Source organism: Corynebacterium sp. UD i78, from assembly GCF_056280545.1.
The window spans coordinates 288710-313981 of the sequence record NZ_JBWCED010000001.1 but is presented as its reverse complement, the minus strand read 5'-3'; the positions used below and the strand labels follow the sequence as shown (position 1 = coordinate 313981).

Sequence of the window (25272 nt, the reverse complement as noted above, 5' to 3'; positions counted from 1 at the left end):
GGGGACACCCCTGCCGTCGCACTGCGGGGCTGGCGTCCCCCGCGTCCCGCTCTCCTCTCCTCAACTTCCTCCCTCTCCCACCCCTCCCACCCCACCTGAACCCGGCGCGGATCGCGCGAACTCGTCAGTCCGCCGGATCCCTGCCAGGTTGTGGTGGGCACCACGGCTCGGGTCGGAAGACCGGGTGCCAGGTGAACACGGCGTCCTGCCCGGCGTCGGTGGCGTCCGGCAGGCTGACGCCGACGCGGCACATCCGCGGGAGGACGCAGCGTCGGACGTCCTCTGCCACCCGGTCCGCGGCGCCGCGGATGCAGAACTGCGTGTAGTGCCGGACCATCCACCCCAGGTCCGCGGTCTCGTTGTCCTTCCACACCTGCTTGACGAAACTACGCTCGGTCGTCCCCTGCCCACCGAGGGCGTGGTAGGTGAAACTGTCGATCTCGATCGCGACCTTCGCCTCGGGGATGACGACGTCAAAGCAGTAGTTGCCGACCATCCGGTTGGTCAGCACGGTGACCGGCAGGTCCGTCAGGGCGTCACTGATGATGCGGAAGGCGTCCTGCTCCAGCTTGCTCATCGTTCCGGTCGGCGTGACCGCCAGCAGTTCCCGCGCCGCCGACCGCCCTGTGACCAGCGACGCCAGGTCCCGTTCCAGCGCCTCATGCGCGCCGATCCTCTGGTACGCGTCGGTGAGGAATCCGGCGTACTCTTCGGGGGACGCCGCGTCCATCACCGCCTGGAGGGGGCTGACCAGCGACAGTCCGTTTCCGGTACGAAGCCGTTCCGGGATGCCGGACCTGAGGTGTGCCTCAGCGGTCCGACGCCCGGAGCCCGCATGCCGCGCCTCGACCGGCCAGTTCACTGGTCGTCCCTGGTAGAGGTCGATCGCCGTCCGGCCCGTGTACACCCACCCGCGGATGTCGTGCAGGGCCTGCAGCCGGAGCTCGTCGGTCGGCTCCGCAATGCTGTAGATGTTGTGGGCCAGTCGGTGGAGGCGGCCGTTCCGCACCGCTGTGTTCACCTGCGCATCCGACATCGACGCCAGCAGGTCTGCCCGTGAGGAGAATCTTCCGGAGTTCATGGCTCTTCCGTTGCGAGGTAGGGGCAGCGTGCCACTCCATCGAAATATCCGAGCACGGATCCGGCGAACTCAGCAATTCACGGGATTCCTGCCCGGATATTTCGATGAGCGACGGTCAGAACGGGGTTTCATGGCCGACGGAGGACAGCTCCCGCTCCCCGTCGCCCTGGTCCGCCGGCGGGTCGGGATTGTCGGAGTCCCCCGGCACACCAGGCTCAGCAGTCGGCCGGGCGTCCTGCGCGTCCCCGAGCCCGGAGGTCGGACCCTCAGCCGGACCGGACAGTTCGGAGAGGCCGGTGGCGAACCCACCCGTGCTCTCGCCCGGGGCGGGCTTCTTCGCGTCGCCGTCCGCGGCGTCCTTCACCTTGTCTCGCAGCGACCACGTCGACGGCGAATGGCTGAGGTCCAGCCCGACGTTGGACGCCGTGACCCGCCAGAGGGTCTCGGTGAAGGGTTCGCCGTCCGCCCGCTTCTGCCCGTTCTCCGACTTGAAGGAATACGAGGTCATGCGTCCGGCGATGACGAGCGGCGCGCCCCTCACCACGGACGACATCACGTGGTCGCCGAGGCGCCCCCAGCACTGGACATCGATGAACAGCGTCCCGCCGTCCTTCCACTCGCCGTTGGTGTTCCACCGCGGGGTGGACGCCATGCGGAACGTCACGAGCTTCATGATCGACGAGTTCCTGACCGGGTTCGACGCCGCGAATCCCGTCATCGTCACGGACATCTGTTGTGTGGCCATGATCAGCCCCCTCTCCCGGGGACGCGGCCCCGGGACCTGCGCCACGGCACCGGCCGGACGACTCCCGGTGGTCGGCAGGGTGTTCCCCACCTCGTCTCCCCCGGTGCCCGCAGATGGTCCCCCACAGCTCAGGATCTGTCGACTACCGGTCAAGAATCTGTGGACAACTCGACCCGAATCAGAAGAGAGTTGTCCACAACCTCCACTCACCTGCGGCTTCCCGCAGAAAGGAGGACGCCTCACTCCCGGTGTTTCTGCCGGTACTCCCGCTTCGCCCTATCGGAGTGCATGAAGCCCTGGACCTCGTCACCCTGGTACTCCGCACCGTAGTACTCCGCCTGGGCGGAGTTCTCGCCTGTCTTCAGCCCGGCGAGCATCGCATTGTAGGCCTCAAGCTCGGCGTCCCCGTCGCGGTCGGCCTTACGGTCGAACCGCTTCTGCTCCTTCTTGTCCTGCTTCGCCCACTGCGCGCCGTGCATGATGCTGACCAGCACCAGCGGGATCTCCGAGAGTCCCCAGGCGATCGCACCACCGGTGTGCTGCTGCTCCATGAGATCGACCGGGAACGGCAGCTGCAGCGACAGGTAGTACGCCTCGGCAAGCGGCTCAGACATCTGCATCATCGCGATGCCGAACCACGCGTGGAAGGCCATCGCCGCCAGCGTCATCAGCAGTTTCATGAAGGGGCTGAGCTGACGCGGGGCGGCGTCCACCCCGATGGCCACCCAGTAGAACAGGTAGCCGGAGATGAGGAAGTGGATGTTCATGAAAACGTGGCCGGCGTGCTCCTGCGCCATCCACTCGAACATGTCGGAGAGATACAGGGCGTAGAACCCGATGACGAACTGCACGGCGGCGACGACCGGGTTGGTGAGGAACCGCGAGACCGGGTTGTTGATGAACACGACCAGCCATTCGCGCGGGCCCTGGATGCCGTTCTTCCCGGCCGGCGGCAGCGCGCGCAGCAGCAGCGTCATCGGCCCGCCGAGCACCCAGAACACCGGGATCAGCATGGTCAGCATCATGTGCTGCAGCATGTGCGGGGCGAACATCGCCATGGAGTACAGCCCTAGCCCCGAGCAGGTGACGAAGAGCAGCGTGACGTTGCCGAGCGTCCACCAGATCAGGCGGCTGACCGGCCACTCCACACCGCGCTTGCGCAGGACGCGCCACGCCCACAGGTACACGGCCTGCAGGAGCAGTGCGCCTGTACCGAAGATCAGGTCGAAACGCCAGTGGGTGAACACGGCCGCCGCGGAGAACGGCTCGGTGAGGTCGAACCCGAGGGTCAGTTCCGCAGGAGAGATGTCGGCGGTGAACTCCACCGGCGGCGGGATACGGGACAGCGAGATAGCTACACCGACGGTGGCGGCCATGATGAGGACCTCCACGATCGCCAGGCGGACGAAGGGACGCTTCCACCAGGCGTCCTTCGTGCCTGTGGACGCCTCAAGCTGCGGGATGGTGTACCGGCGGTGCGCCCAGCCGATCACCGCGAGGATCACGGTGAGCACGGCCTTGAGCGTGATGACGCGGCCGTAGTCGGTCGTGAACCATTCGGAGAAGGACAGGCGGATCGCGGCGTTGATCAGGCCGGACGCCGTCACACCGATGATGCACACCATCGCCAGCCAGGAGTAGCGCTTCACCAGCTCAGGCAGGTGGGGACCACGGCGGGCGGCGTGGGCGACCAGCGCGGCGAGACCACCGATCCACAGGGCGCCGAGGACGATGTGCCAGAGCAGGGAGTTCACACCGTAGTCGTGGTCGCCGCCGGACGCCGAGTGGCCTTCCAGGGCGATGGGGACCAGGGAGATCACCGACAGGGCCAGGAACACCGGCTGCCAGATCCACTTACGGCTGAACAGCGAAAGTACGGCGGCGAGACCGGCGAGGATCGCGATCCACCGCATCGCTCCGGCAGTCGCGACCTGGTCGATCGCGGTGCCCCACAAGTCAGGCTTCAGAGTCTCGGACAGAGGCGCGCCAGAGGCGTCGGAGAGGTAGAGCGGGATCATCAGCAGGGCGCAGACCGCCCAGGCGGCCATGCCCCAGGTGCCGGTGCGGGACGCCCGGAAACCGTCGACATCCAGGTAGCCGTCCTTGCGGGGCGGAGTACCGAGCGCACTCATGAGGAATCCGCCGATACCGATACAGGCGGCGAGGGTGCCGATACCGCGGACCAGCGGCAGTCCCCAGGTCGTGGCCGATCCGGGGTCGGGGAGGCCGAGAGCGGCCAGTGACTGGCCCAGGAAAGCAGCCCCGATCACCGCAGCGACGACACCGGCGAGCAGCGCCGCTCCGATGTAGAGGCCGACCGGGGACCCGATGCGGCGGGGGGACGTGGTGACAGCGTCGGACGTGTCGGACATGATCCCTGACATTACTAGCGTGATCTGCCGATTCCGATTCGGAAGCGCTCGTCGGCACTTCGGTCGGCCTGCTTCGGTGATCGCTGTGCCCGTCGGCTAATATGTCGTCTCGCGCCTCCGTAGCTCAGTGGATAAGAGCATCCGGTTTCTACCCGGCTGGTCGCGGGTTCGAATCCTGCCGGGGGCACCATCGGCGGACCTGCTCAGTGCAGGCCCGTCAAGCGCGTCTCCGGGGGTCACGCCACCGGTGGGTGGCTGCCACCGCAGCCCGTTGACAGGACGCGGTGTCCTCCAGGGCGGTCATGACGGTTCGGGACAGGCCCTGGCGCCGGTGGTCCGGGAAGGTCCAGACGCGCTTGATCTCGGCGGTCTCCTCATCGAGGTACAAGAATCCACCGCCGGCGACGGTCTGCCCGTCCCGCCGGACCAGCAGCAGTGTGCCGGTGGGGGCGGTGAAGACGAGAGGAGGGAAAAGTCGATCTCCTCAGGCGCGTCCTGGTCCTTGTCGAAGCCGTCCTAGTCGGCGTAGCGGGTCTCGTACTCCCCGCCGAGCGCGGCGACCAGCGGTACGACTTCCGGGCAACCGGGGGACGCGACGATGATCCGGTCAGCCATCAGGCGTTCTTCTCCAGCGAACGGAGGTACCACCGACGCGTCCACGCCGGACGCCGGAACAGCCACGCGAAACCGCAGGACGTGAGCAGTCTGTGCAGGCCGAGGCAGAACGTCACCACAATGGCGGCCAGGATCAGCGGCTGCAGCGGCAGGCCGGGATCACCCGGCAGCACGAGGTCGGCGACGAAAGTCACGGTCGCGAGCACCATGATGTGCATGATGAAGACCGGCAGGGTGCGGGAGCCGACCTCGATGAGCGGACGCAGCAGCGGCGACCCCTCCAGCGCCGACACCGCGGAGATCACCGCGATGATGCCGACGGACGCCAGGAAGACCTTCACCGGTCCGTTGAGCCCCAGGTTGAAATGGTCGTTGTTGTTGTAGATCCACAGTCCCACGGCCGTGTACACGGCGGTCGCCCCGAGGATGACCGGTAGTGAGCGCAGGCGCGCCAGCCGGTGGATCCACGGGGCGGCGTACATGCCCACCAGGTAGAAGACGTAGGTGTGGAGGATGTCGTTCCACGGCCATCCGAGGTCGAGTTCCGGGGTGCACATCGCGACCGTGCCGGCGACGAGGATCTGGATGACGGGGTGGACGCGTCGGGTCGCCTTCGACAGCACGGCGAACAGTGCCAGTGCGTAGAGGAACCAGAGGTAGCTCGGCGGACCTTGGACAGCCTCGAGCATCCGGCCCACCATGGGGCCCCAGTTCTCCGGGTCGAACCCGGCCGGGGCGGCGATGTCGCCGCTGTGGTCCAGCGTGGTGCGGGGGATCATCGCAAGCCAGATCTCCCGGATCGGCACCCACAGGACGAGCAGCCAGAGCATCACCCAGATACGCCGGTCGGCGAACTTCCGCCAGTTCTCGGACAGTGCCTTGGCAGCGAAGAGGCCGGACAGGAGGAAGAACAACGGCATCCGCACCGGGCCGATGACGAGGTTGATCTCCTCCCAGATGCCGGTGGCGTAGCCGTTGTTGTTGAGGTTGATGATCGCGTGACCGGCGACGACGAGGAGGATGCAGAGCCCCTTGGCGGCGTCCACCCAGCCGAGCCGACCGTAGGTCGTGCGCGCTGCGGCGGCTGCGGTGGCGCCGTCACTCTGCGGGGTCCCCTTCCCCGGGTTGGGCTTCTCCGGTTCAGGGGATCTCGTATTCAGCACACGGGTGACGCTAACAAGCCCGGGCTTTCAGCTGCACATCAGGTGGTGCAAACTTTCAGCCCGGGCATTGTCCGGTCTCACATGGTCGTCATCAGCCGAACGTCAGCCCGAAGACAGGAACAGCCAGGGCGAACACCGTGATCGTGATGAGGAAGACGGCCACGAGGTTGAGCCACAGACCACCCTTGAGCATGTCGCCGGCCTTGACGTAACCGGAGCCGTAGGCGATGGCATTCGGCGGGGTCGCCACCGGCAGCATGAAGGCACAGGTGGCGGCCAGGGCGGTCGGGATCACCAGGATGAGGACGTTGATGATGCCGTCACCGGTGAGGCCGATACCGATGGCGACACCGCCCATGATCGGGATGAACGTCGCGGCGGTGGCGGTGTTCGAGGTGAACTCGGTCAGCGCCAGGACGACCGCGGCAATGGCGAAGACCAGCAGTACGGTCGGCAGGGCGTCCATGCCCTTGACCATCTCACCGATCCACAACGACAGACCGGACGCGGTGACCATGGCGGACAGCGACAGGCCGCCACCGAACAGGATCAGGACATCCCACGGGATCGCCTTGGAGTGCTCCCAGTCCATGACGCGTGTGCCGCGATTGTTGACCGGGACGATGTACATGAGCAGTGCTGCGGTCATGGCGATCGCCGCATCCGGGATGCTGATCGTCCACCAGCTGGTGTACTCGGCGAGCAGCGGGATGGTGATCCAGGCGATGGCCGTGATGAGGAAGATGATTCCGGCGGTGATCTCCGCACGGGACATCTTGCCCATGTCGTCGATCTCCTTCTTGATGAGCTCACGACCACCGGGGATCTCCTTCATCTCCGGCTTGAAGACGGTGACCAGCACCAGCCAGGCGATGACGGTGAAGACCACGGCGAGCGGGACGCCGACCATCATCCACTTGCCGAAGCCGATCTCGACGCCGTGGGTGCCGGACATGTAGGCGGCGAGGAAGGCGTTCGGCGGGGTACCGATGATCGTGCCCAGGGAGCCGATGGACGCCGAGTAGGCGATGGCCAGCATCAGGGCGGTGGCGAACTTCTTCTGCTTGTCGTGTCCACCGACCTTGTCCGCGGTCAGCGCCAGCACGGAGATACCGATCGGCAGCATGACCACGGCGGTGGCGGTGTTCGAGACCCACATCGACATGAAGCCGGTCGCGATCATGAAGCCGAGCACCAGCTGCTTCGGCTTCGTACCCACGGCGAGGACCACCATGAGGGCCAGCCGGCGGTGCAGGCCCCAGCGCTGGATACCGAGAGCAAGGATGAATCCACCCATGAACAGGAAGATCGTCGGTTCAGCGTAGGGCGACGACACATCGGCGATCGGCGCAACCTGGAGGATCGGGAAGGCCACGAGCGGGACCATGGCGGTCGCGGCCAGCGGAAGGGCACCGGTCATCCACCAGGCACCCATGAGCACCATGATCGCGGCGGTGATCCGGATCGGGTCGAGCTCGTAGGGGGTCTCGGCGTCGGGGGACGCGTCGTTGACGAGGTCGGCACCGTTGGACGGGAAGATGAAGTAGATGATCACCGCGAGGAGGAGGCCGACACCCAGTCCGATGAACTTCTTCCGGTTCTCGGCACGCTCCACGCCCCGCTTACCGCGGATCTCGTCACCGTCTGCGGCGCTTTCCACGGCGTCCGAGGCGTCGACCGGGGTCTCCTTGCCGGAGTCCTCGAAGGTCACGGCACCGGTGGCGGGGCCGGTGTCCTCGGATTCGGGCGGCACAGCCGAGTTATCGTCTTTCTGAGACATGCGATGTCCTCTCGTGGTACGGAACGTCAGCGACCCACAATAGGGTGAGAAGAGGACACAAACTAATCACCTTCCGGACGAAACGGAGTTCACCAAGGAAATTTACCCCCGTTCATTTCCCCGCCGGCACCCCCACGACCCTCCCGCGACCCCCGCGACCCTCCCGCGGGCCTCCTGCGGGCCTCCCCCGACCCGCCGGAGCGCTCTTCCACGTCATCTACCGGACTACCGACCACCGTCACTGCCAGCAGGTAGCCTGAGGGACGCCAGTTCCCGTCCCCCACCGACACAGGAGTCCCTGTTGTTCCGACGTAAGCCCCGTAAGTCTCCGGCCCTGCCCTCCCCCGGTCCCGACCGTGTCGCTGTGGTGACCGGGGCGTCCTCCGGCATCGGACAGGCGATCGCCCTGGAGCTGGGACGCCGCGGACACAACCTGCTGCTCGTCGCCCGCACCACCGGGCCGATGGAGATGATCCGCGACACGCTGGTCACCGAGGGCCGGAACGTCACCGTCGAGATCCGCCCCTGCGATCTGGCGGACGCCGAGGCCCGCAGCGTCCTCATCGAGGAGCTTGAGGGCCTGGACGTGAACATCATCGTCAACTCCGCCGGCGTGGCGACCTTCGGCGAGTTCCGGCAGCTCGACCCCGCCTACGAGCGCACGCAGTTCGAGCTCAACGCCACCGCCGTCTTCGAGCTCACCGCCGCGGTCCTGCCGGGCATGGTGGCGAGCGGGGACGCCGGAATCGTCAACGTCGGCTCCGTCGCCGGCAACGCCGCGATCCCCAACAACGCGACCTATGTGGGCACGAAGGCCATGGTCAACACCTTCACCGAGGCGCTGCACTACGAGCTGAAGGGCACCGGGGTGCGCTGCACCCTGCTGGCCCCCGGCCCGGTGCGAGAGGAGGTCAAGGAGGACGCCGCGCGTACCATCGTTGACCGTGCCACCCCGGACTTCGTGTGGACGACCTACCCGGACTGTGCGACCGAGACGCTCGAGGCGCTGGCCGCGAACAAGCTGCGCGTCGTCCCCGGCGGCCTGTCGAAGGTCGCCAACGTGATGTCGACCTACCTGCCGCGTCGGATCACCGCCCCGCTGATGGGGAAGGCGTATGCCCGGATGGCTGACGAGTGACGGCAGAAGACAAGAGAAAGCTGACAACATGACACCGAACCAGACCGCCAAGATCGACCGCCTCGTGTGGGTGGACTGCGAGATGACCGGACTGGACACCTCCCGGCACGTGCTCGTGGAGATCGCCGTCGTCGTCACCGACGCTGAACTCAAGCCCCTCGACAAGGGCATCGACATCGTCATCCACGCCACCGACGACGAGCTGGCGGAGATGGACGACTTCGTGACGAAGATGCACGGCACCTCGGGCCTGACCGAGGAGATCCGCGCGTCCTCCGTCTCCGTGGCGGACGCAGAGAAGGAGGTCGTGGAGTACATCAGACGCTTCGTGGCGTCCTCCGGTGTAGCGCCGCTGTGCGGCAACTCCATCGCGTCCGACCGGAAGTTCATCGCGAAGTACATGCCCGACCTGGACAACTTCCTGCACTACCGGATGATCGACGTCTCCTCCATCAAGGAACTCACCCGCCGCTGGTACCCGCGGGTCTACAGTGGTCAACCGGCCAAGGGCATGCAGCACCGTGCACTGGCGGACATCCTGGAGTCCATCCGCGAGCTGGACTACTACCGCCGGGCGGCCTTCGTCGCCGAGACTCCGGGTCAGGACGCGGTGGACGCCGCTGCCGCTGCGGCTACCGAGGCGACGCCGATCGTGTAGCTGCCGACCGTGGTCGATTACCCACCATGACCGGCCACACGGTGGGACCTGCGCTTTTGCCCGGAATGACAGCGGTGGTCTAGTATGAGTCCCGCTGCTTCAACAGCGGCAATGGTGGCTGTAGTTCAGCTGGTAGAGCACCAGGTTGTGATCCTGGGTGTCGCGGGTTCGAGTCCCGTCAGCCACCCCAGACACGCGGACCCCTGTTCCTTCCCCGTGAAGGTACCGGGGTCTCGTCGTATTCCCAGCGACGTTTTCCCGGAGCACGACGCCAGGTAGGGTGCCTGAGGTTGGCCTGCGGCGCTGATTCCCCTGAGCGCCCGACCCAGGTACGACCCGCCTGGTTGGTCGGGGCCGACAGAACCTACCTGTCGGGTCGCACCTGGAAGTACACGTGGGAGTGGAGTGCGCAGCCGGGGTTGAAGGACGCAGCGCAGTACGGGCAGTGTGGCTCGGCAGCCCCGTCGTAGAGGTCGAGGTACTCCACCACGGTCAGCCACGCTCCACACGCCCGGCACAGCACGGCCTCCTGTGCCCGGTCGGACTCAGTAGCCGTGGGCCGGGGCGTCACCGGATGGTCCTCGGCCTCCTCATGGCAGTGCAGGCAGGGATAGGAGTGCCCGCAGCAGTGGAAGCGGATCGCCACGATGTCCAGCGATGAGTGCCAGTGCGGGCAGCCCACGCCGCCGACCAGTGCATCAGCTGCCGCGTCAGAAGTCGGATCAGAAGTCGGATCAGAAGTCATTGACCAGCACCGCCGCCCCGTCGAAGCGTCCTGCCCTGAGGTCCTGCAGGGCAGTCAACGCATCGCTCATCGGGTACTCGTGCGTCGTCGCGTGCACCCCGTGTTCCGCCACCAGTGACAGGAACTCACGGCCCTGGGCACGCGTGTTCGAGGTGACCGAGCGGATCTCCTTTTCGTAGAAGAGCTCGTTCTCGTAGTTCAGCGGTGGGGTGTCCGAGAGGTGGATCCCGGCGATCGACAGGACGCCACCCCGGTCCAGCGCGCGCATGGCCGGTGGGACGATGTCCCCGACCGGGGCGAAGAGTACCGCGGCGTCCAACGGCTCCGGCGGCATGTCGTAGGCGCCGGCCGCCGAAGCGCAGCCCAGTGACAGCGCCAGTTCCTGTGCAGCCTTGTCCCTGGTCAGGACGTGGACGCGGGCTCCGGAGGACAGCGCGAGCTGGGCGCACAGGTGGGCCGATCCGCCGAAGCCGTAGAGTCCGAGCCGGGCGGGGTTGTCCGGGGTGGATTCGGGCAGCCCGGCGCGCTGCAGGGCGTGGTACCCGATGATGCCCGCGCAGAGCATGGGAGACAGTGCGGCATCGGACGCCACATCGGACGCAGCGTCCTGACCGGAGTCCGGAAGCCGGTACGCGAAGTCGGCGGGCACCACCGTGTACCCGGCATATCCACCGTCGGCGTCCCACCCGGTGTAGGTCGAGTTCGGGCAGAGGTTCTCGCGCCCTGACCGGCACCAACGGCACTCCCCGCAGGTCGAGCGCAGCCAGGCTACGCCGACCCTGGCGTCCTGCCAGGACGCATCAACCCCCTCACCGAGAGCAGTCACCGACCCGACGATCTCGTGGCCGGGCGTGACATGGGGATGGTGCACATCAAGGTCCCCCTCTGTGACGTGCAGGTCGGTCCGGCACACCCCGCAGGTGTGGACGTGGACGAGAAGCTCACCGGGGCCAGGCTCCGGCACCGGCTTCTCGACGAGTTCCAAGGGTGCATCGGCCCCGTCGACCGGGCCGGGTGTGGTGACCTGCCAGGCGTGCATGGTGGTGGGGATGGTGGTGGTCATGCCTCCATTGTGCGTCCACGCCCGCCGCACCTGCAGTGCCCGGCCTACTGCCGCCCGATGAAGGGGGTGGACGGGGCGGGTTCCGCGGCCGCCGGACGGTCCGGGCGGAAGGACGCCAGCAGCTCGGCCGCTTCCCCGGGTCCACCACTGATCTCCTCGGCGACCAGGCGACCGAGCAGTGCAGACAGCGTCATCCCCGAATGCGCGACCAGTGCGTAGATCCGGCGCGGGGTGTCGGTGAATCCGACAAGCGGGAAGCCGTCCTCCGGCAGACTGCGTCCGGACAGGTGCACCGTCGGCACCGGCACCGGAGTACCCAGGATCCTCTCCAGCTCGATCTCCATGAGGTGGCGTACCTCATCACACACGGCGTCCCGCGAGGACGCGTCCACCGCCTCGGAGACCCGGTGCTCCACACCCGGCAGCTGCACCCACAGGCGTCCGTCATGGCGGGGCCGCACGTTGATCACGTCCGTGATGACCACCCGGCCCAGCGGCACATCGGTCGGTGCACTCAGCCCCAGGAAACTGTGGGTCCGCTCGGTGGGCCCTTCCGGGGCCGCGAGATCAGCGACCGGAAGTCCGAGGGCCCGCGAACCGGCACCGGCGGCGACGACCACGGCGTCCGGCGTAAGCTCGACCCCGGTGTCCAGCAGGACACGGGCGCTTACCGCGTCCGAGGCCAGATGCGTCACCCGCCCCTGCTGCACCGTCACCCGACGTCCGGCCAGGTCGCCCAGCAGCCCGGCGGCGAAGAGGTCGGCGTCCAGGTATCCCTCCTCGGGGAAGAACAGCGCCTCCCCACCCTCGGGCAGCACGTGTGTCCAGTCCACGACCGGTTCCAGGTCGGTCAGGTCATCGCGTCCCATCTGCTGGACCGGGTAATGCTCGGCGTGCAGCCGGTCGAGCCGGTCGACGAGGAACTCCGCGCGCTGTTCCGGCGTCCCGACGGACGACGCAAGCACCGAGCCCGAGCGGTGGAACCAGTCCCCGCCCAGCTCCGCCTGCAGCCGGTCGTGCTCCTCCATGCCCAGCGCGTTGAGCCGGTGGTAGGTGTGCGGTGGCTTGTTGTTCGCGTTGATCCACGCGAATGACCGGTGACTCGCCCCGGCGAACGGCGCCTCGGCGTCCAGCAGGGTCACCGAATGACCGCGGGACGCCAGCTCACGTGCCGCCGTCAGACCGAGGACGCCCGCACCTATGACGCAGATGTCCGTCCGACGGCCGCCGTGCTCCTCATGTGCCGTGTGTTCCGCCATTCCATCCACCTCACCACGAGTTTCTCTGCTTCGACGATCAACAACACCGTAACCCCGATGCCCGTGCACATGAGCCACTGCTCCCACGTCAGCGCGGTCAGGCCGATGAGGTCGGCGGCCGGTGTCCACGCGGTGCACACCCACTGCAGCACCAGCGCCAACAGTGCGGAGCCAAGCAGCAGCGGGTTGCCCAGCGGGTTCACCGCGAAGGCGGAGATGTGCAGCGCACGGGCACTGAACACCTGGAAGAAGTTGAACATCACCATGGTGATCAGAGCCAGTGTGCGGCATTCCTCCAGCGGCAGCCCCTGGTCGTGGGCGACCCGGTAGACCAGCAGTGTTCCGATGCCCATCCACAGCCCCGTGATGACCGACCGCATCCACATGTGGGTGTCGAGCACGCCTTCATCCTTCGACCGGGGCTTCTGGTCGAGCTCGTCACCCTCGCCTTTCTCGAAGGACAGGGCGATGTCCTGGATGCCGTTGGTGACGATATTCATGAACAGCAGCATCACCGGCAGGAATATCAGCGGCAGCTCGGTGAAGGTGTTCACCACCACCGCAGTCATGAGTGCCAGGCCGTTGGAGATGAGGAAGAAGGTGGCCTTGCGGATCGAGGAGAACGTCACCCGGCCGAGGCGCACGGCGTCGACGATGGTGACGAAGTTGTCGTCGGTGAGGACCACGTCGGCGGATTCCCGGGCGACATCGGTACCGGAATCCCCCATCGCCACTCCGATGGACGCCGCCTTGAGCGCCGGGGCGTCATTGACGCCGTCACCGGTGACGGCGACGGTCTCCCCGTCAGCCTTGAGTAGCTTGACGATCCGCAGCTTGTCCTGCGGACTCATCCGCGCGGCGACGCTGGTGTGCTTGAGCCGTTCGCGCAGTTGGGCGTCATCCAGCCCGGCCAGGTCGCGGCCGGTGACCGGCTCATCGCCGGGACGTCCCAGCCCGAGCCGCTTGCCGATCGCGACGGCGGTGACGGGTGGTCACCGGTGATCATCATGACGTGGATGCCGGCCGACCGACACTGCCCGATCGCCTCGCGCACGCCCTCACGCGGCGGGTCCATCATCCCCTGCAGCCCGGTGAACTGCAGGTCATGCGGGGTATCGAGTGCCTTCGTGGCGTCCGGGACTTCATCGTCCCCGAGGACGCGGGACGCGGTGGCGATGACGCGCAGCCCATCGGCGGCCATCGCGTGGTTGGCCTCCTCCATCGCCTCATGGAGGACGCCGCCCTCACCCATCCCCCGGCAGAAGGATGCCACGACCTCCGGTGCACCCTTGACGTGGAGTACACGGCGGTCCGTACCGTCCTCCCCGGTCTCCCGACGCAGCGTCTGTGAATAGGCGTGCTCGGGTTCATAGGGCATGTCTGCCTCCGGCGCCGCACTGCGCTCGGCAGCGGTGACGGCACCCCGCTCGAGTGCGGCGGTGGCCATGGCGACATCCACGGCGTCCCCGATGAGCGTGTCGCCGTCGGGGTGGGCGGTGGCGTCATTGGTCAACGCACCGGTACGCAGCGACGGGGTCTCGTCGAGACCGGTGGGTGTCCACACGGTCTCCACGGTCATCCGGTTGACGGTGAGCGTGCCGGTCTTGTCCGAACCGATGACGGTCGTGGAACCGAGGGTTTCCACGCTGGGCAGATGGCGTACCACCGCATTGCGGGCCGCCATACGGGACACCCCCACACCCATCGCGACAGACAGGACGACCGGCAGTGCCTCCGGCATCGAGGAGACGATCAGCGCGACGGTGGAGCGGAAGGCGTCCCCCAGGCCGGTGCCGAGGATGAGGTTGGCGACGAACACCGCGACGCCGACGACGACCAGCAGTGCGGCGATGGTCTTCTCGAGCCGGTCGGTGAGGATCTGCAACGGGGTCTTCCCGCTGTCGGTCTGGACGAGGTCGGCGATGGAGCCGAGTTCGGTGTCGTGACCGGTGGCGACGACCAGGCCGCTGGCGCGACCGGAGACGACGAGCGTGCCGGAGTAGCCCATGGTGACGCGGTCGCCGAGTGGGGCGTCCACCGCCAGATCGACGCCGTGGTCGGAGACCTCGGCGCGCTTCGTGGTCGGCAGGACCTCACCGGTGAGCATCGATTCGTCGACGCGCAGTCCGTTGGACGCCACGATCCGCAGGTCGGCGGGCACCATGTCGCCGGATTCGAGGCGGACCGTGTCGCCGGGGACGAGGTCAGTGGCGGGAATGTCGGCAACCACACCGTCACGGACGACGGTGGCCTCGGGTGTGGAGAGTTTCGCCAGCGCGGCGACATCCTTCTCCGCCTTGCGGGCCTGCCAGTAGCCGATCGAGGAGTTCAGCACGACAACGAGGAAGATCACCGCCGCCTCGAACCATTCCTGTTGGATGAGGGTGACGATGCCGGCGAGGAAGAGGAAGACGACCATCGGGGACGCCATCTGCCGGCCGAGGACGACGTACCAGGGGTCGGCGGTGTTCTCGCGGAGCTTGTTGGGACCGTGGCTTTCCAGCCGGGCGGCGGCGTCCGCCGAGGTCAGGCCGGTGTCAGTGATGGTTCCTGTTGCGGGGTCAGGTAGGTCGAGAGCAGCTCTGACCTCCTCGACGCCGGTGGTGTGCCAGACGGGTGCGGTCATCAGCAGTCAGCTCCCTGGACAGTGAATATCGATCACTTCCCGAGAGTAGGACTCCCCGACCGGTGCTGCACGGCCCCCGGTCCCGAGGCCACTCGCCGGAGGTGAGAGACAGGTAGCGTGAGCACCATGAACACCTCGGGAAACCTGCTGTGGCCACCCCGAACGGTGTCCCGATATCGACGACGGTACGTGCCCGGAGACTGCGGCACAGCAGGTGACACAGCGCCGCCTTCTCCCGGTCGAGGGCCACCATCTTGTCGGCGAGCATCTCCTTGCCGGAGTCGGTCCGGGTGTGGTCCCGGTTCCCGGTGCCGGACTTCGCCTTCGCCATCTCACGGACCAGTGGAAAGATGCTGCGGACGAACTGGTGCCGGTTCTGCGCGTGGAGCCGCTCGACGACCTCGCGGGCCCGGTCGTCGAGTGGTGAGGGTGCTGTCTTCGACGTTCTACTCATGCCAGGTGCCCCTGATCCGCGCGCGGCATCCTGATGGCGGACTATGACGACACCGGCCTGTGGGGTGTCGGCTACATGATGATCGTCATCGGTGGTGGCGTCGTCTTCGCCCTGATTGCGACCGGCGTCCTGCTGGTCCGGATACCGAAGGGACTGCGCACCCCCCACCATGGGCCATCCCTGACCGCCGTTCAACGGACATACATCACACGGCATGCCCCTTTCGGGACGTCAGAGCGACACGGCCTGTGATGTATCCGGGGTGAACGGCGACGGCACAGGGACCGGCAGACGACCGGCCCTAAGCTGTCCGGTCACTCCTCTAGGGTGGGGCGCATGAGCCCGACCGACGCCGCCGCTTCTCCCGCCGCCCCCACCACCGACCTCCGTACCCGCGCCACGGAGATCCTCCGCGAACTCACCGGACGCCCGGACGCCGACTTCCGCGACGGCCAGTTCGACGCCATCAAGGCGCTGGTCAGTGACCGGAAACGGGTTCTCGTCGTCCAACGCACCGGCTGGGGCAAGTCGGCGGTGTACTTCGTCGCCGCCCGGCTGATCCGGGAAGGCTCAGGCGGCACAGGCGGCAGCGCCGGTCCGACGCTCATCATCTCCCCGCTGCTTGCCCTGATGCGCGACCAGGTCGCCGCCGCCGAACGCGCCGGGGTCCACGCGGCGACGATCAACTCCGCCAATGTCACCGAGTGGGATGACGTCCTCACCGCCCTCCGGGAAGGACGCCTCGACGTACTGCTCATCTCCCCGGAGCGGCTGACCAACCCGAAGTTCCGGGAGCGCGTCCTCGATCCTCTGCTGGGCGCCACCGGTTCCGGCGCCGGGGTCGGCATGGTCGTCGTCGACGAGGCCCACTGCATCTCCGACTGGGGCCATGACTTCCGCCCCGACTACCGTCGGATCGGCGCACTGCTGGTGTCCCTGCCCGGTGACCTGCCGGTGCTGGCGACGACGGCGACGGCGAACAGCCGCGTCGTCGACGATGTCGCCGCCCAGCTCGGAGCGGACACCGCTGTCATCCGTGGCGCGCTCTCCCGTGATTCGCTGCGCCTGGGTGTCGCTCCCACTTCCTCCCCCGGGCACCGGATCGGTTGGCTGGTCCAGCACCTGGGGGACTTCACCGGTTCGGGCATCATCTACTGCCTCACAGTCTCTGCCGCCGAGGACACGACCCGCGCGCTCAGGGAAGCCGGCCGGGATGTCGCCGCCTACACCGGACGCACCGACGCCGAGGACCGCGCCCGTCTGGAGCAGGCGCTCAAGGACAACAGTCTCAAGGCGCTGGTGGCGACCAGCGCGCTGGGTATGGGTTTCGACAAACCCGACCTGGGGTTCGTGGTGCACCTCGGCGCGCCGAGCTCCGCCGTGGCGTACTACCAGCAGGTCGGACGCGCCGGTCGTGCCACGGAGTCCGCAGACGTCCTGCTGCTGCCCGGCGACGAGGACCCGGACATCTGGGAGTACTTCGCCACCGCCTCCATGCCCGAGGAGGAGGACGCACTGACAGTACTGGGTGCCCTGACGGACTCCCCCACTCCCCTGTCCGTCCCCGCGCTGGAACCTCTGGTCGGTATCAAGCGCACGAAGCTGACCCTGCTGCTCAAGACCCTGCAGGTAGACGGCGCGGTGGACCGGGCCGGCTCCGGCTTCGTCACCACCGGCGCACCCTGGTCCTATGACACGCCACGCTACGACGCTGTCGCCGAGGCCCGGAAGCGTGAGGCACAGGCGATGCTGGACTACGAGGCAGGTCAGATGTGCCGGATGCGCTTCCTCGCCGAGGCTCTCGATGACCCGACCGCCCATGACTGCGGACGCTGCGATGTCTGTGCCGGGGTCTGGTGGGACGCCACCGTCAGCGCCGACAACGAGTCCGGGGCGCGTAAGGTGCTCTCCGGGATCGGTGTGCCTGTCGACCCACGGGGCCAGTGGCCCTCCGGCATGGAGAAGGTCGGCGTGCAGCTCAAGGGGAAGATCCCGACCGACGAGCGGGTCGCGGAGGGACGCGCCATCGCCCGCCTCACCGATCTCGGCGCCGGCCAGGTGCTGCGGACCTTCCTCGCCGAGGGGGCCGAGGACGTGCCGGTGCCGAAGAACATCGCCGACTGGTGTGTCCAGGTTCTCAAGGAGTGGGGCTGGGATGAGCGTCCTTCCGTGGTCGTCGGGATGCCCTCCGTGACGCGGCCGACGACGGCGGGCGACCTGGCGTCCGGCCTCGCGTCGATCGGGCGGATGGTGGACGCCGGGTCGCTGGAACTCACCCGCGATCCGGGGACTCCCGACGTCAACAGCGCCTTCCGGGTGAAGAACCTCGCCGGAGCATTCACGGTGCCCCCGGAGACCGCGGCTGCAGTCGAGGGGCAGGTCGTGCTGCTGGTGGACACCGAAATCGGGTCGCGGTGGGCGATGACCGTGGCGGGACGTGCACTGCGTCAGGCCGGTGCGGCGGCAGTGCTTCCCTTCGCGCTGGCGCTGCGGGGGTGATGCTGGTCAGGGCCGACATTGACCGGGACCGGAGTTAATGCGGGTAACCCACCTGTAGTCAGGCCGTAACCTCCCGCAACCGGACGTGTCATCGAGGGTCGGCACCACGACCCCTGCTTTTACAGTGGGGACACGGGACCGACATCAGCGCTGTTTACCGTGAGGACACGGTGTTCATTCCGAGCATCCGTGCTGTTTCTCATGACCGCGTCACGAATGGAGCCCTGCGCTGATGATTGATCCACAGGAATTGGCGGACGTCGCCTGGATCCTGGCGGCCATGACGGTCGTCCTCCTCATGTTTCCCGGAATCGCACTGTTCTACGGCGGCATGTCGGGCAAGAACAATGTCCTCAACATGTTCGCGATGACCATGTCGACCCTCGGCACGGTCACGGTCCTCTACGTGCTGTTCGGCCACAGCCTGGTGCTCGGCGACTCGCTCGGTGGCGTCATCGGCGACCCGACCTCCTACTTCGGGCTCGTCGGCAATGAGGACAGTGGCGTGGACGGCGGCTTCTCCGTCACCGCGGACATGGCGTTCTACACCATGTTCGCCTGCATCACCGTGGCCATCGTGGCGTCCGGCGCACTCGGGCGTATGAAGTTCTCCGCCTGGATCGTCTTCTCGATGGTCTGGGTCACCCTCGTCTATTTCCCTCTCGGACACTGGGTGTTCGGCGACGGTTGGATGGGTGAGGTCCTCGACTTCCACGACTACGCCGGTGGCACTGCGGTGCACATGGCCTCGGGTTTCGCCGCCCTGGCGCTGGCGCTGGTGCTGGGCCCGCGGAAGAAGACCGCGAGCCGCCCGCACAGTATGCCCCTGGTCCTGCTCGGCGCCGGAATCCTGTGGATGGGCTGGTTCGGGTTCAACGGCGGCACCGCCGGCGGCGCGAACTACGTCGCCCAGTACACGATCATGAACACCCTGTACGCCGGCGGAACCGGCATGCTCGGCTTCATGCTCTACGAGAAGTTCCGCCACGGTAAGTCCACCGTGCTCGGCCTCGCGTCCGGGGTCATCGCCGGGCTGGTCGCCATCACCCCGGCCGCCGACGCCGTGGACCCCTTCGGTGCGCTGGCTCTCGGACTCATCGCCGGAGCATTCGTCGCCTGGGCATGTACCTGGAAGACGAAGCTCGGGATCGACGAATCGCTGGACGCCTGGGCCGTGCACGGGCTCGGCGGCATCGTGGGCGCACTCTTCGTGGTGTTCTTCGGGTGGGCGACATACACCAACGACGAACCGATCCGGGGCATCTTCTTCGGCGGGGACATCTCGCTACTGTGGGGTGAACTCGCGGCCATCGCCGTCACCTGCACCTTCTCCTTCGGCATGACCTGGATCATCGCCAAGGTCATGGACAAGACGATGCATATCCGGGTCGAGGAAGAGGACGACCTCGACTTCAAGCTCCACGGCGAAACCGCCTACGACTACAACTAAGGACAGTGGCCATGCTGAAACTCGTCACCGCAGTCATCAAAGGCACCCGGCTCGACGCCGTCACCGCCGCACTCGCCGACAAGGGCATCGGAGGCCTGACGGTCACCGAAGTCCTCGGATACGGCAACCAGGGAGGACGCAAGGAAGTCTACCGCGGCAGGGAGTACACCGAGAACTTCCTGCCCAAGTCCAGGATCGAGGTGATCGTTCCCGCCGACACCGTCGAGGACATCATCGACACCATCGTGCAGGCCGCCCGGACCGGCGCCGGCGAGATCGGCGACGGAAAGGTGTGGGCGAGCGAGCTCACCGGGCTGGTGCGGGTGCGCACCGGCGAGCACGGTACCGACGCTCTCTGACGGGTAGTGGCAGGCGCTGACCGGCACTGACCGGCACTGACCGGCACTGACCGGCACTGACCGGTACAGACGGGTGCTCGGTAAGGCTAGACTGGGCGGTCGACTACACCGCTATCAGAAAGGCCCGTTGACGTGCACGGAGAATACAAAGTCCTCGGAGGAAAGCTCATCGTCGTCGACCTGGAGGTGACGACGGTGACCGAGGATGACCCCGGCGTCCTGACCGGGGTGCGGATCGCCGGTGACTTCTTCCTCGAACCCGATGAGGCACTGATCCGGATGACCTCCGCCCTGGAGGGTGCACCGGCTGACCTGTCCGCCGAGGGTTACACCGAACGCGTCGCAGATTCGCTGCTGCGCACCGACGTCCTCTTCGGCATCACCGCCGAGGGCGTGGGTATCGCGGTGCGCCGGGCGCTGGGGCACGCCATCGACTGGGACGACATCGACTTCGATGTCATCTACGGTCCCGCGATCGACCCGATGCTCAATGTCGCGATGGATGAGACGCTCACCGACGATGTCGCCGCCGGACGCCGCAAGCCGTTCATGAGGCTGTGGGAGTGGAACGCCCCGCAGGTCGTCATCGGGTCATTCCAGTCGTACTCCAACGAGATCAACCAGGAGGGCGTGGACAAGTACGGCATCACGGTCTCGCGCCGCGTCACCGGTGGTGGGGCGATGTTCATGGAGCCCGGCAACTGTGTGACCTACTCCCTGGTCGTCCCCCAGGCGCTGGTCGACGGGCTGAGCTTCGCCCAGTCCTACCCCTTCCTCGACGAGTGGACGATGGAGGCGCTGAAGAAGGTCGGTATCAACGCCCACTACATCCCGCTCAACGACATCTCCTCGGACCAGGGCAAGATCGGCGGTGCGGCACAGAAGCGGTTCTCCAACGGGTGGATGGTGCACCATGTGACCATGTCCTATGACATCGACGCCGAGAAGATGCTCGAAGTCATCCGTATCGGCAAGGAGAAGATGAAGGACAAGGGCACCCGGTCGGCGGTGAAGCGGGTCGACCCGATGCGGTCGCAGACGCAACTGCCGCGGGAGGAGATCCTCAAGGTCTTCCACGACACCTTCAAGGAGAAGTACAGCGCGACCGAGGGGACCATTTCGGACGCCGACCTGGCCGTCGCCCGCCAGCGCTGCGACGAGAAGTTCAACACCGAGGAGTGGACGCACCGGCTGCCGTAGACGGAAGTTCACCTCGGTCGGGCGCCCCATGTTGGTCCGAGACCGTCAGACCGGCCTGCAGCGACCGACCCACGATGGTCCCCGGGTTTTGCGGCACCGTTTCCCTGATCTGCTGCCACGGTAGTCCGGAATCGGGGACGCAAACTCGGCGGCAGGTGTCCTCCCCGGGGCATGACAGAAGGGCGGCACCGTGACGGTGCCGCCCTTCTGGCTGCCCGGCTTGTGCCGGTCAGTACCTGTCGTCAGTGACTAGCGGGCGCTGACCTGACCGAACTTGCCGGCGATCGGCTGGATGACCAGCGGACGCGCCGCGGATACCAGGGCGATGACGACGGCGAGTCCGAACACGAACCAGACGAAGCCACCGAGGTTGGAAGAGTCGTTACCGGCGAACATGTGGTTCAGGTTATGCGTCATACCGGTGGTGAAGACCAGGAAGACGTGGACGAAGACGAAGAACACGAAGAAGATCATCGTCGGGAAGTGGATCTTCCGGGCGACCGGGGCCGGGTAGAGCTTGTTCAGCTTCTTGGCCTCGGACGGCCACCACTCACTCATGCGCAGGCCGGAGATGATGGCCAGCGGGGCGGCGACGAAGATGACCAGGAAGTACATGATCTGCTGGATGGAGTTGAAGTTCGTCCATCCGTTCTCGGCGGGCCACTCGAAGGACGCGTACTGCAGACCGGCGGAGATGGCGTTCGGGAAGACTTCCCAGCTGGTCGGGACGATACGGGCCCAGTGTCCGGTGACGAACAGCAGGACGATGAAGATCAGACCGTTGAGCATCCAGAACAGGTCCAGCGAGGTGTGGAGCCAGAGGTTGATGCTGATCTTCTTGCCGCCCTTCTTGGGCTGCCAGACAGCCGGCGGCTTCTGCTGGGTACGGACGCGGAGTCCGGACTGCAGGATCAGGGCCATGAACAGGAAGTTCAGGTAGTGCTGCCACCGGGCCCAGATCGGGAAGCCCTCATCGGGGGCGATGGACTCGGCGGGCTCGTACTCACCCGGGTACTGCTCGATCCAGCTCTCCATGAAGTCGAGGTGGATGAACCAGCGGACAGCCACGACGATGATGATGGCGGCAACCAGGGCGGCACCGAAGATCATCGCACCCTTCTTGCCGAGGCCCTTGACGGCGGCCCAGGCGCTGGCGGCCACGCCACCGACGCCGGCGACAGCCATGCCCCAGAGGTCAGCGACCTCCATGCCGAAGATGGTGAAGGGTTCCTTCTTCTCGGGCTTCGGCTTCGGCTTGGGCTTGGCGGCGGTCGTCGTCGCCGCGGCAGCAGGAGCGCCGGCTGCGGGAGCACCGGGGGCTGCAGGGGCTGCGGGAGCAGCAGGTGCGGCAGCGGCAGGTGCAGCCGGGGCACCAGGGGCGGCGGGAGCAGCGGGGGCTGCAGGGGCACCGGGAGCGCCCGGAGCAGCGGGAGCGCCCGGAGCAGCAGGTGCGGCAGCGGCGGGTGCAGCCGGGGCACCAGGGGCGGCGGGTGCACCAGGGGCACCGGGAGCAGCAGGAGCCGCCGGTGCGGCGGGCGCCGCAGCAGGTGCGGCAGGCGCACCCGGGGCAGCAGGCGCACCCGGGGCACCCGGAGCGCCGGAGTTCAGCTTGATGGGACCGGACGGAGCGGCCGGGGCAGCCGGCTCGGCCGCAGGTGCGGCAGGCGCAGCGGCGGCCGGAGCCTCAGCCGGGGCCGCCGGAGCTGCGGTTGCGGGAGTCGCAGGTGCGGCAGGCGCACCCGGAGCACCGGGAGCTCCCGGTGCGGTCGCGTTCAGCTTGATCGGACCGGACGGCGCGGCCGGGGCCGGAGCAGCGGGCTCGGTGGCCGGCGCAGCAGGTGCCGTCGACTCTGCGGCAGCAGCAGGCTCGGCAGGCGCAGCGGGAGTGGCCGGCGCGGCCGGGGTTCCGGGGGCACCGGGCGCACCCGGGGCAGTCAGCTTGATCGGAGCACCCGAGGGCGCCGATGCCGTCGACGCGGCGTCGCCGTCAGGCTGCCCGGGCGCGCCCGGGGGCGGGGGTGTGGTCGACATTGTCTGGTCTCCTCCTGCTTTTACTCGTCTGTAGCTGCTCGTCTGTGGCACTGCTGAGTTGTGTTTGAACTGTGAACCGAACTGCGTCAAAGTCGGCGTTCACGACGTTGAAGATCATAGCGACCACCTGCCGGTTCTTCCCATTTTTCGGAAAGTCCCGGTAGGTAGTGCGTAGAAAACTTCTTTTGTTCTGCGAACGATGTCCCTTCAACTCAACCAATCTGAATTGATAACTACATCGCACAGAGGATAACCCACCGTGGTGCACTGTGTCGAAAATCGCACCAGGCAGATGGCGAGACACAAACCACTCTCATGCATGAAGCGAAAGCGGTACGCCTATCTGTTTCCTATTGCGATGTCACGTCTCATGGTATTACACACCGGGAGTCCTGTACTGCCGCCGACCGCCTCCTCGGAGCCGGTGACCACCGGCAGTGCCTACCCTCCGACTCACTTCCCCCTGAACTCCCGCGGCCCCATCCCGTACCGGGCCGCGAAGTCACGGCTGAACTGTGACAGGTGCAGGTAGCCGACAGCATGGGCGGCCGTCGACGGTGTCGCTCCGGTCGACAGCATCCGCATGGCCGCCTGGAGACGCACCGTCGTGCGCCACTGCAGCAGAGTCATCCCGGTCGCCTCCCGGAACCGTTCGTTCAGCGCCCTGACGGTCAGCCCCACCGACGCCGCCCACTGCGCCGGGGTGCGCCGGTCACGCAGGTCAGCCAGCAGAGCGTCCGCCACAGTCGCAGCTCCGACCGAGGTCCATGAGCCGGACACGTCCGCAGCGACAACCTGTCCCGGCACCCAGGCCCGACCCGGCACCACCGTCCTGTCGTACCCGGTCGGCCCCACACCACACTGGTTCGCCATGACGTGCTGCAGCAGTGCCGGAACCTCGTACGCCGGCACCGTCACCGGTCCGACCTTCTCCCCGATCTCCACCTCAGCGACCGTGAACGTCAACGGGAGGACCACCGACCCCGGCCCCAGCTGCACCCCGTGCCCGCGATAGGCAGGCATCCACGCCACCTCTCCCTCGGTGACATCGATGACCTGCTCACCGACGGTGAGCCGCATTGTCCCGCGGTACACCCACAGCAGCAGGTGGAAGCCGTGGTCCAGGCTCGGCGGGGCAGATGCCGCCGCCCACACCGGGAGCTCCGACGGGAGGACGCCCGGCGCGTCCGCAGCGTCCTGACCGTTCCGCCACGCCGTGGGCGTGAGACCGGACCGGGTGCTGAACGCCCGGATGAACCCGGTCGACGTCCGGAATCCGACAGCCTCGGCGACCTGCGCCACCGATTTCTCCGGGTCACGCAGCAGGGACAGGGCGGCGTCCAACCGGACCTCCCGACGCCACGCGGCAATGGTCAGCCCGGTCTCCGCGACAAAGGCACGGTGCAACGTCCTCTCCCCCACCTGCGCGGAGGACGCCCACTGGGCGACAGTCCACCCGCACGCGGGATCCTTCACCAGGGCGCGGGCCACCTGCCGTGCTTCAGGACTGCGCGGCATCGTCAGCATCGTCGGCATCGGCTGCGCGGCCACCGCACCCGCACTCCCCCGCAACCGCTCGACGATCTCGGCGGCCCGGTACCCCGGCTCCCGGATCGGTGCGATGGACGCGGTGAAGTGGTGCAGCAGCCAGTCGTTCCATTCCTCGCCCGGAGTGAAGACCTGTGGGGCGTCCGAACGGCCTGGACCGACTGGACCGACTGGACCGACTGGACCTGCCATACCTTCCGCGACCTCCTCGACCGCGATCCGCACCGGCACGACGACGGCGCCCGGCGCGACGACGAGCGTGGCGTCCTTCCCGGGAGGGATCAGGACGCACTGCCCGGCGGTCAGTCGTTCCACCGTGCCGCAGCGCACGGCCACCGTACCGGTGTGGCACCACAGCAGCAGGTACCGGGAATCTGAGGCCAGGGTGGTCCGGAAGGGTGTCAGATCGTCAAGCACGGGGCAGTCCGGGACGACAGAGAGACATGGAACGAAGCATAGCCTGTCCTCTTGACTACATGACCTCAG

21 protein-coding genes and 2 tRNA genes are annotated in these 25272 nt (G+C 67.2%); 10 read left to right on the top strand and 13 right to left on the bottom strand.

The features are described 5' to 3' along the window. Positions 1-124: 124 nt before the first annotated feature. From ACZ9GM_RS01485 to ACZ9GM_RS01475, 3 genes are all read right to left on the bottom strand, one after another. Positions 125-1081 (bottom strand): hypothetical protein, encoded by a 957-nt coding sequence (locus ACZ9GM_RS01485; protein ID WP_476037086.1) that lies wholly within the window; start codon positions 1079-1081, stop codon positions 125-127. Between the two features lie 115 nt (positions 1082-1196). Next, entirely contained in the window at positions 1197-1826 is a 630-nt protein-coding gene (locus ACZ9GM_RS01480) for a single-stranded DNA-binding protein (protein WP_476037085.1), read from the bottom strand. A 239-nt stretch (positions 1827-2065) separates the two neighbouring features. After that, positions 2066-4210 (bottom strand): bifunctional copper resistance protein CopD/cytochrome c oxidase assembly protein, encoded by a 2145-nt coding sequence (locus ACZ9GM_RS01475; protein ID WP_476037084.1) that lies wholly within the window; start codon positions 4208-4210, stop codon positions 2066-2068. Positions 4211-4311: 101 nt separating this feature from the next. Here ACZ9GM_RS01475 and ACZ9GM_RS01470 point away from each other — a divergent pair. Further along, a tRNA-Arg gene (locus ACZ9GM_RS01470) sits at positions 4312-4388 on the top strand. Between the two features lie 27 nt (positions 4389-4415). On the opposite strand, the gene ACZ9GM_RS01465 is transcribed toward ACZ9GM_RS01470, so the two are convergent. From ACZ9GM_RS01465 to ACZ9GM_RS01455, 3 genes are all read right to left on the bottom strand, one after another. Then, the gene (locus ACZ9GM_RS01465; RefSeq protein ID WP_291475345.1) at positions 4416-4628 is read right to left on the bottom strand and encodes a GNAT family N-acetyltransferase; all 213 of its coding nucleotides are present in this window, start codon (positions 4626-4628) and stop codon (positions 4416-4418) included. A 184-nt stretch (positions 4629-4812) separates the two neighbouring features. After that, a complete protein-coding gene (locus tag ACZ9GM_RS01460; RefSeq protein ID WP_476037083.1) occupies positions 4813-5976 on the bottom strand; it encodes an acyltransferase family protein in 1164 nt (387 codons plus the stop codon). A 91-nt stretch (positions 5977-6067) separates the two neighbouring features. Then, positions 6068-7756, bottom strand: coding sequence for an SLC13 family permease (locus ACZ9GM_RS01455; protein WP_291475331.1), 1689 nt, complete (start codon positions 7754-7756; stop codon positions 6068-6070). Positions 7757-8057: 301 nt separating this feature from the next. Between ACZ9GM_RS01455 and cmrA the strand changes: the two genes are divergently transcribed. From cmrA to ACZ9GM_RS01440, 3 genes are all read left to right on the top strand, one after another. Beyond that, the gene (cmrA, locus tag ACZ9GM_RS01450; protein WP_476037082.1) at positions 8058-8894 is read left to right on the top strand and encodes a mycolate reductase; all 837 of its coding nucleotides are present in this window, start codon (positions 8058-8060) and stop codon (positions 8892-8894) included. Positions 8895-8922: 28 nt separating this feature from the next. Beyond that, positions 8923-9552: an oligoribonuclease gene (gene orn, locus ACZ9GM_RS01445; protein WP_291474248.1), complete on the top strand. Its 630-nt coding sequence runs from the start codon at positions 8923-8925 to the stop codon at positions 9550-9552. 114 nt (positions 9553-9666) lie between these two features. Then, a tRNA-His gene (locus tag ACZ9GM_RS01440) sits at positions 9667-9742 on the top strand. A 174-nt stretch (positions 9743-9916) separates the two neighbouring features. On the opposite strand, the gene ACZ9GM_RS01435 is transcribed toward ACZ9GM_RS01440, so the two are convergent. The 5 genes from ACZ9GM_RS01435 to ACZ9GM_RS01415 form a co-directional block, all read right to left on the bottom strand. Continuing rightward, complete coding sequence (locus ACZ9GM_RS01435; protein ID WP_476037081.1) at positions 9917-10297, bottom strand: CHY zinc finger protein; 381 nt, start codon at positions 10295-10297, stop codon at positions 9917-9919. Further along, positions 10287-11336, bottom strand: coding sequence for a zinc-binding alcohol dehydrogenase family protein (locus ACZ9GM_RS01430; protein ID WP_476038301.1), 1050 nt, complete (start codon positions 11334-11336; stop codon positions 10287-10289). The genes ACZ9GM_RS01435 and ACZ9GM_RS01430 overlap by 11 nt, the downstream gene beginning before the upstream one ends. 68 nt (positions 11337-11404) lie before the next feature. Beyond that, positions 11405-12619, bottom strand: a complete 1215-nt coding sequence (locus ACZ9GM_RS01425) for an NAD(P)/FAD-dependent oxidoreductase (RefSeq protein ID WP_476037080.1) — start codon at positions 12617-12619, stop codon at positions 11405-11407. Further along, positions 12559-13470 (bottom strand): HAD-IC family P-type ATPase, encoded by a 912-nt coding sequence (locus tag ACZ9GM_RS01420; RefSeq protein WP_476037079.1) that lies wholly within the window; start codon positions 13468-13470, stop codon positions 12559-12561. The genes ACZ9GM_RS01425 and ACZ9GM_RS01420 overlap by 61 nt, the downstream gene beginning before the upstream one ends. Continuing rightward, a complete protein-coding gene (locus ACZ9GM_RS01415) occupies positions 13467-15245 on the bottom strand; it encodes a cation-translocating P-type ATPase (protein ID WP_476037078.1) in 1779 nt (592 codons plus the stop codon). The genes ACZ9GM_RS01420 and ACZ9GM_RS01415 overlap by 4 nt, the downstream gene beginning before the upstream one ends. Positions 15246-15459: 214 nt before the next feature. Here ACZ9GM_RS01415 and ACZ9GM_RS01410 point away from each other — a divergent pair, with 214 nt between their 5' ends. The 6 genes from ACZ9GM_RS01410 to ACZ9GM_RS01385 all read left to right on the top strand — a co-directional run bounded on the left by ACZ9GM_RS01410 (position 15460) and on the right by ACZ9GM_RS01385 (position 21207). Continuing rightward, positions 15460-15672 carry a hypothetical protein gene (locus ACZ9GM_RS01410; RefSeq protein ID WP_476037077.1) on the top strand — a complete coding sequence of 71 codons (213 nt, stop codon included), beginning with the start codon at positions 15460-15462 and terminating at the stop codon, positions 15670-15672. A 60-nt stretch (positions 15673-15732) separates the two neighbouring features. Then, complete coding sequence (locus tag ACZ9GM_RS01405) at positions 15733-15951, top strand: hypothetical protein (protein WP_476037076.1); 219 nt, start codon at positions 15733-15735, stop codon at positions 15949-15951. An 84-nt stretch (positions 15952-16035) separates the two neighbouring features. After that, the gene (locus tag ACZ9GM_RS01400; RefSeq protein WP_476037075.1) at positions 16036-18198 is read left to right on the top strand and encodes a RecQ family ATP-dependent DNA helicase; all 2163 of its coding nucleotides are present in this window, start codon (positions 16036-16038) and stop codon (positions 18196-18198) included. 232 nt (positions 18199-18430) lie between these two features. Continuing rightward, positions 18431-19648, top strand: coding sequence for an ammonium transporter (locus ACZ9GM_RS01395; RefSeq protein WP_476037074.1), 1218 nt, complete (start codon positions 18431-18433; stop codon positions 19646-19648). Positions 19649-19662: 14 nt separating this feature from the next. After that, positions 19663-20007 carry a P-II family nitrogen regulator gene (locus ACZ9GM_RS01390; protein ID WP_291474252.1) on the top strand — a complete coding sequence of 115 codons (345 nt, stop codon included), beginning with the start codon at positions 19663-19665 and terminating at the stop codon, positions 20005-20007. Between the two features lie 132 nt (positions 20008-20139). Next, positions 20140-21207 carry a lipoate--protein ligase family protein gene (locus ACZ9GM_RS01385; RefSeq protein WP_291474237.1) on the top strand — a complete coding sequence of 356 codons (1068 nt, stop codon included), beginning with the start codon at positions 20140-20142 and terminating at the stop codon, positions 21205-21207. A gap of 249 nt (positions 21208-21456) precedes the next feature. Here ACZ9GM_RS01385 and ACZ9GM_RS01380 read toward each other — a convergent pair whose 3' ends face one another. Both ACZ9GM_RS01380 and ACZ9GM_RS01375 read right to left on the bottom strand, forming a co-directional pair. Then, on the bottom strand, positions 21457-23238 hold the full coding sequence (locus ACZ9GM_RS01380; RefSeq protein ID WP_476037073.1) for a cytochrome b/b6 domain-containing protein: 1782 nt from the start codon (positions 23236-23238) through the stop codon (positions 21457-21459). 453 nt (positions 23239-23691) lie between these two features. Next, positions 23692-25203, bottom strand: a complete 1512-nt coding sequence (locus ACZ9GM_RS01375) for a helix-turn-helix transcriptional regulator (protein WP_291474235.1) — start codon at positions 25201-25203, stop codon at positions 23692-23694. Positions 25204-25272: the final 69 nt, after the last annotated feature.